Origin of the sequence: Endozoicomonas sp. ONNA1 (genome assembly GCF_024606325.1) — a bacterium.
In the GTDB taxonomy this organism is placed as follows: domain Bacteria; phylum Pseudomonadota; class Gammaproteobacteria; order Pseudomonadales; family Endozoicomonadaceae; genus Endozoicomonas_A.
On the sequence record NZ_JAHHPN010000589.1, the window covers coordinates 1 to 7,368 of the forward strand.

The 7,368-nt window shown below is 51.4% G+C and carries 6 protein-coding genes; 4 read left to right on the forward strand and 2 right to left on the reverse strand.

Annotated features, from left to right (window positions below; translation table 11 throughout):
• From KDK19_RS13675 to KDK19_RS13690, 4 genes are all read left to right on the forward strand, one after another.
• The coding region (locus KDK19_RS13675) for a PilW family protein (RefSeq protein WP_257292174.1) at positions 1-560 on the forward strand (560 nt) is incomplete at its 5' end.
• Positions 557-1,117, forward strand: a complete 561-nt coding sequence (locus KDK19_RS13680) for a PilX N-terminal domain-containing pilus assembly protein (RefSeq protein WP_257254783.1) — start codon at positions 557-559, stop codon at positions 1,115-1,117. The genes KDK19_RS13675 and KDK19_RS13680, both read left to right, overlap by 4 nt.
• Positions 1,118-1,253: 136 nt before the next feature.
• On the forward strand, positions 1,254-5,927 hold the full coding sequence (locus KDK19_RS13685; protein WP_257292175.1) for a pilus assembly protein: 4,674 nt from the start codon (positions 1,254-1,256) through the stop codon (positions 5,925-5,927).
• Between the two features lie 23 nt (positions 5,928-5,950).
• The gene (locus KDK19_RS13690) at positions 5,951-6,373 is read left to right on the forward strand and encodes a type IV pilin protein (RefSeq protein WP_306674516.1); all 423 of its coding nucleotides are present in this window, start codon (positions 5,951-5,953) and stop codon (positions 6,371-6,373) included.
• Between the two features lie 7 nt (positions 6,374-6,380).
• Here KDK19_RS13690 and KDK19_RS13695 read toward each other — a convergent pair whose 3' ends face one another.
• Positions 6,381-6,785 carry a type IV pilin protein gene (locus tag KDK19_RS13695; RefSeq protein WP_257280487.1) on the reverse strand — a complete coding sequence of 135 codons (405 nt, stop codon included), beginning with the start codon at positions 6,783-6,785 and terminating at the stop codon, positions 6,381-6,383.
• A partial coding sequence (locus tag KDK19_RS13700) for a hypothetical protein (protein ID WP_257292176.1) occupies positions 6,782-7,368 on the reverse strand: 587 nt, incomplete at its 5' end. The genes KDK19_RS13695 and KDK19_RS13700, both read right to left, overlap by 4 nt.

Below are 7,368 nucleotides of genomic sequence, written 5' to 3' on the forward strand. Positions count from 1 at the left end.
AGGTAGCTCTGATAGCCCTGAGTTCCATCAGTGGCAGCACAGTCACCCATACCACCAGCGGTGGCGGCGATTTCAGCAATTGTGTCAATCAACTCAAGGGCAGCTTTCGTTGTTATGATGGTTCAACCCCTACCGGCGCTCTGTCATTTAACCCGGGTTATCTGAAGCCGCTGGAATCTGTGAGTTATTTTGTAAAACCGGATAACGGACTGCCGACCCTGTTCAGAAAAGAAGCAGGCAACCCCACAGCGCTGGCCATCGTGGATGGTATTGAAGATATTCGAATTCATTATGGTCTGGATACCGATAACGATGGGGTTGCTAACCGCTATATCAGTGCCGGTGATCGAAGTTTTCGCCATGCTGACTGGCTACAGGCCACCTCCATCCGCATTCATCTGCTGACGCGCAGTGAAACAGAAATTCTCCCTGCTCCGGCACCTTCACCGGCGCCCCCAAGAACCTATCTTTTTGATGGTGTACAGGTTGCTCAGTCGGATCGTTTTTTGCGAAAGGAATACGTCATGACCATGGCCTTGAGAAACAGAGGGGAATCATGAGCCGCATCAGAAGACATCATGATGAAAACGGGAGCGCTCTGCTCTACACCATGATCTTTCTTACCCTGATGGTGATGGCAACCCTGACAGCAGTGCAATTCTCAAGCCTTGAGCAGAGAATGTCAGCCAGCTACCGGACTCATCAGGCCGCTTTCGTCGCTGCGGAAACCGTTCTGCTGGAGGCCGAACGCTGTATCAAAAATCAAAACAGTTGTAATGACATCAACACATTCGCCGGTGATTGCAGTAACGGCCTCTGCTTCAGTGGCTCTGACCGCAACAGTATTATCAGCTGTCGGGCCGGACATGCCCGTCCCTGGGAGAGCGCCGCGCTCTGGAAAGACCCCGGCAAAACCATTGCCGCCACCACCATGCCTTCAGGAAGCTCTGCCCGCTATATTTTAGAATTTCTCTGCTATGTTCCAAGAACCCTGTTTGGGGTCAGCCCCAATCCTGCCAACCCTTCTGACTGGTCAAAGCTTTATCGTGTAACCGTGCTCGCTTCAGTCGATAACCTCAATAGTCAGGTCATGTTACAGTCTACCTACAAACGGTGAGTTAACTTCGCATAAAAGGATTTTCACAGTGTTCGTGTCAAAAGGGATCAGCCTGTCTGCATTTTTTTCAGCCAGAAAACAGTTCTCACACAGGCTTTGGCTAACAATCTGTTTACTGACATGCTTGCTACAAGCATTGAGCTCGCAACAGGCCATTGCAGCCTCCTCGGACTATGCTGCAACTCCCAGTCAGGGAACCACCAGCTCCCCCCCTCTGGTGCTCTTTGCGCTCTCCTTTGATCACGAACTTTTCAAAAAAGCCTACAGCGACTACACGGATGTAGACGGTGATGGCTTAATAGATACCACCTACAAAGACACCATTGATTACTATGGATATTTTGAATCAGACTGGTGCTACACCTACAGCAGCAGTCGTTTTCAACCTTCTGTAAGAGCAACAGGAGCCAATGGCCATAGCTGCACCACGTCAGGCGCACCCTGGAGTGGTAACTTTTTAAACTGGGTGACAATGTCCCGGATCGACCTGATCCGTAAGGTGCTCTACGGCGGAATGAGAGTGACCGATACCACTGGCTTGACTACCCTGGAAAGGGCAGAAATCCCCTACGACTTCCATGCATTCAGCAAGATCTATACGGGAGGGGATGTCAATGACTTCACGCCTTACACTTCCAGCATTACTCTCTGTAATCTGAACCAGAGTCAGAACGGTGCTCCCCTGTTGAGAGTCAGAAGCAGCAATGACCCAAACTGGGCGGGTTTAAACCGGGTTCGCTGTCAGGGCTCATCGGATGCCGATTACAACGTCAGGGTCGATGTCTGTCACAGTGGCTCAACCGATAGTGGCTGCCAGACCTATGGCAGCTCAAAAAAACCGGTGGGACTGATTCAAACCTATCAGGACCAGGTAAAGTTTGGACTCATTACCGGCAGCTATGACGGCAATACTCAGGGCGGAGTCATACGCAAGAATATTTCTTTCGCCAGCGATGAAGTCAATCAGAGCACAGGGCAGTTTATAAACAATTCTGGCATGGTGGCTACCGTCAACCGTTTCAGAATTTCGGAATACAGTTACACCGACCAGAAATATAATTGCAGCTCTGGCAGCCCGGTGAATTGTAAAGACTGGGGCAATCCCATGTCAGAAATCTACCTGGAAGCGCTCCGCTACTTTGCAGGGGAATCCGGACCTTCTACCGATTACAGTGTGAGTTCGGACCTGGGATTACCAAAACCCGGTTGGCAGGATCCATTTACGGTTGATAGCCGCTGTGCCAACTGCGCCATTATTGTGTTATCGACAGGACAGAACTCCTACGATAGCGATGACTACAGCAATATTAGCGATATACTCTCGTCCGGGATCCCACAACTAGACCGGTTAACCAATGATGTCGGTAACCTTGAACCTGGTCTTTCGTTTCCCGGCTCCTTCATCATCGGCAGTAACGGCAGCAGTGGCATCCGACAGTGCGAACCCAAAAACCTGAATGGCCTGTCTGATGCCCGGGGTATTTGTCCTGAAGTTCCGCACTATGAAGGCAGCTATTATATGGCCGGTCTGGCACACTACGCGCGAACCCACGACCTGAGATCAAACCTGGCGGGCAACCAGACGGTTACCACTTATACTGTTGAACTGGCTCAGACAGTTCCGACACTGACCTTTGGTGTTCCTGACGGCCTCGGCAACCGCAAAACTGTGTCACTGACCCCAATCTGCCAGACCATTGACTATGCAGATGGTTTTGACGAAACACTCTATCGCCCCTGCCGTCATCTGGACCAGACGGTAGAGAGCTTTACCCTGGACAGTTCAGGCCTGCTTGACAGCATTACCTTGCGCTTAGGCTGGGCCGATGAAACCTTTGGCGGAGATGGTGATACCGACTCCGAAGCCTCTTATACCATCACCACATCCACCAATAATCTGAGCGTGCGTCTGTTTGACCCGTCATTCAATGGCTCCAACAGTTTCAGGTATGGCTACTCCATATCGGGGGTCCAGAATTATAGCGGTATGGTTCTGGATGCCGAATACAACTCCGATTACATTAACAACACCCCTAAGTTAAACCAGAGCTACGATGATGGTGACAGTGAGTCGGCATTATTGATGCGAACCTGCAGAGAGTCAGACCGCATAGCCACAGGCGGCAACGGGCCCTCATGCCTCAGTAACACTGGCACAGAGTTAACCCCTACCGATGTCACCAAAAATTTCACGCCAAACGCGACTGTTTCCAATCGTTTGCCAAAACCTTTATTTATGGCAGCAAAGTACGGTGGCTTTAACGACCTTGATAACGATGGCACGCCTAATCATGACGCCAACGGTGACAACATTCCTGACGCCGATGACAAGGAGTGGGACAACCGCAACAACCTGACAGGCTCTCTGGATCCGGATGGTATTCCTGATAATTACTTTGTCGTCAGCAACCCTGCCCGACTGGGTCAACAGCTGGGAAAGATACTTGAGGATATCGCCAGCCGCATCTCTTCCGGTGCCAGTGCTGCCCTGGTGGCTAACAGTGCCAGCGGTGTGAGCTCAGCCATCCAGGGGCTGTTTCTTCCCGAAGTGACCGTCAATAACATTGATATCAGTTGGGTTGGGCTGGTTCACAGTTTGTTTGTTGATGCCAAAGGTCACTTCCGTGAGGACACCAATGGGAACCGCACCCTCGATGACTATGCAACCGACCGGATAGTGACCCTGTCTTTCGACCCCATCAGTAATTCCACTGTCATTCAGCGATATACCTCTTCCGACAACGGCGTGACACTGACAGCAGATGGCGGCAGAGTGGATTTGACCGATCTGAAACCCGTCTGGGATGCCCGTAAACGCTTGATGGAAGTCAGCAACGTTACCAGTCAAAGAAACTATACGGCGCTGACCAATACTGGCCGTCACATTCTCACCTGGCTGGATGCCAATAATAATGGCAATGTTGATAGCGGTGAGGAACAACCGTTCGTCTCTGCCACCTTCACAGGCAACAACAGTGGCTATCTGGGTGTGAATGCGTCGGAGTCGGACAAACTGGTGAAGTACATTCGCGGCGAAGATCAGCCGGGTTACCGCTCCCGCTCTGTAGACATCGATAATGATGGCGATATGGAAGTCTGGCGCCTGGGCGACATCATTCATTCCAACCCCGTCGTCGTCTCCAAACCGGAAGGGTATTACTCTGACAGCAAACCCTTCAACAGCAATGACTCAACTTTTATCGAGTTTCAAAAACAGTACGAAAACCGTCGTCAGGTGGTGTATGTGGGTGCCAATGACGGGATGATTCATGCCTTCAATGCCGGCTTCTGGAACAACACTAATCAGCAATTTGAACTAAGCCATTCCTCTGATACCTATCAGCACCCTCTGGGTGGAGAACTCTGGGCCTACGCTCCCATGAACCTTTTACCCCATCTTCGCTGGCTGACAGAACAGGATTACCCCCATGTCTACTACATGGATGGCGAGCCCCTGATTTTTGACGCCAATATTTTCCCTGCGGATGCCGAACACCCCAAGGGTTGGGGAACAGTCCTGCTCATGGGTATGCGACTGGGCGGCGGCCCCATTGACGTCACAGTGAACAGTGCTGCCCGAACCATGCGCTCTGCCTACGTCATGCTGGATATCACCGACCCGACAAAGCCTCCCAAACTGATGGCAGAAATTACTCACCCGGAGTTGGGCTTTACCACGGGCCGCCCCGTGGTGATACAAAGGCGAAAACCCGATGCTTCCGGTGACTATAACTTTCCCACCGAAAATAACTGGTACCTGGCCTTTGGCTCTGGTCCGACCGGCACGGGGCTCAGTGGTATACGACAGGCACTGGACGATGCCACCAGTGACCAGAACATGAAAGTGTTCGTCTATGACCTTAAGAGCAAAAGCTTTCTCAGCACCTTTGACCCCATGGACAGCGGTATCGCCCAGGCTTATGCCGGCCATATGACCACCGTGGACTGGGATCAGGATTACTATGACGATGCCATCTACTTTGGCAGTGTGGAAACCGCAGGCAATCTCAGTGGCGAGCTGCTCAGGATCAATCTGGAAGATCCACTGGCTGCTAACTGGACACTGGGCACATTAACTCGCCCGCAGCGCCCTGTGACTGCCCGCCCGACGGCGGTGACCAACAGCGATAATGAACGCTGGGTCTTTGTTGGTACTGGCCGTGAGTTGACCCGGCAAGACAGCCTTAATACCCGGCAGGAATTCTTTTTTGGCGTAAAAGAACCCAGACTCAGTGGCGTGTTCTCTTATGGCACAGTGCCCTTCAGCAACCTGATTGATACCACGGATATTAAGGTGGAGGCCGATGGCGATCTGGCCTCCGGCTTTACGGTATCTGCGGGCAAGACAGTGAGTAATTTTGAATCCCTTCGCAACGCCCTGACCACCGAAGCCGGTTGGAAAAATCGACTGATCTATGACGGCAAAGATCCTGCCGGTAAAAGTATTAGCTCCCCGGCCAATGCTTTTGCCTTGCTGCTGTTTAGCGAATACCAGCCCCCTGCCGATCAGTGTCTGGTGGATGGCACCAGCTACCTGAATGCGCTGCACTACCAGACAGGCACGGCCATACCCGCCAGTCTTCAGAAAGTGCTGACTCCGAATGGTTTTACTGATAACACGATCTCCGAAAGGAAAATCAGCCTGGGTGCAGGTCTGGCTCCGGCTCCGGTAATTCACCAGGGCAGTGATGGCAAAACCAGCATTATTATTCAGGGAGGGGCCGGTAATATTTCCAGCACCGATCTGGAGTACACGCTGACGGATGACGGGCGACAATCCTGGCGACAGATATTTAATATTCCCAAGTAGACATTATGTTAAGGAGCTGAGTTATGGACAACCGGTCAATGTCTATGGAAGACAGTGGCTTCACTCTGATCGAGCTGATGATCGTCGTTGCTATCATCGGCATCATTGTCGCTGTTGCCATCCCATCCTATCAACAATATGTTTTTGAAAGTCGCAGGACGGATGCCCATGTCGCCCTGATGACGGCAGCGGCAGAACAAGAAAAGTTTTACACCTACGATAATGCTTATACCACTGATATCAACAATCTTGGTGGTGCTACTTCTCCAGATGGGCATTACACCATTGCGGTAACAGGGACAAACACCACGTATACGTTGACGGCTACGGCGAATAGCAGCAGTAGCCAGATTGACGATACTGACTGTCGAACCATCACCTTGAATCAGCTCGGGGTCAAAGGCAGCCTGAACAGCGCGGCGGCACCGTCTTCGGGCTGCTGGTGAGAAGAAGCTATTGCCAGGCACTAACAGGCGTTCGGGTACCACGGCTGTTAATGGTCAGGGTACCGTCCGGAGCCTGAACACCTTGGGGGGTTGCGGTGAGCAATACACATTGGGAGATTGTCATGGAAGCACAGGCTGTCGCAGTGATCAGATAATGACCATTCTCGGAAGACACATTATTGGGGCCGGCCAGTGTGTAACCCAATTTTGAGAGATCACTGGTATACGTCAGTTGTTCGGTAAAATATCGTTCCTGCTGCTGCATCATCGTCAACAGGGATGATATGCCTTCGCTGCGTCGTGACTGCAACACATATTCGTTATACGACGGAACCATAATTCCGATAAGCAGACTGATGATGGTCACCACAATAAAGATTTCAAGCAGTGTAAATCCCTTTACCTTTCTCACTGATTTTCCCTCCAGAACGTTTTGTGGAAAGGTATCGAACCCGCTTCCCTGAGAATATCCTGAAAACACTCCCCACCCACACAGATATCTGCGCCTTGACTGCCACGGTTAAGAATGACAGGGGCTGGAGTCAGGATACTGTAACGAAGCTGTCTCTTGCGGTCGCCCTTAACCACCTGACTGTTACCATCAAGATCAAGCACTGCGCCGGCATTATCGATGTTCAATACATAGAGGAAGCTGGAACCACCGCCACCAGGCGCATAGGTAGTAAAGGTCAAAACATTATTGAACACGGTGGGCCTGCCCAATAGTTTTTCTCCAGACACCTCAAAGCGGATATACCATCCTTTCTGACTGTCCAGCGCATTGAGAGCCGCCGCTCGCTGCCCCCCATTTCCCTGCTGTACGAGGTTGGCCGTGGCATCGTAGAGCGCTGACTCATCAATGACTGAACCATTGTGGTAGTCATAACTGACAGGCGCGTTGTAAATATTGGGATCTCTGATGACATAAAGCCGGTCATCCACCTGAGTATCCAGAGGTTTCGCCCTGAAGCCGCTGCCTACCACAATATTCAGAT

Bases quoted from the DNA above. Each gene is read 5' to 3' on its own strand.
- KDK19_RS13680 (WP_257254783.1), top strand. From the start codon at position 557: ATGAGCCGCATCAGAAGACATCATGATGAAAACGGGAGCGCTCTGCTC.
- KDK19_RS13690 (WP_306674516.1), top strand. From the start codon at position 5,951: ATGGACAACCGGTCAATGTCTATGGAAGACAGTGGCTTCACTCTGATC.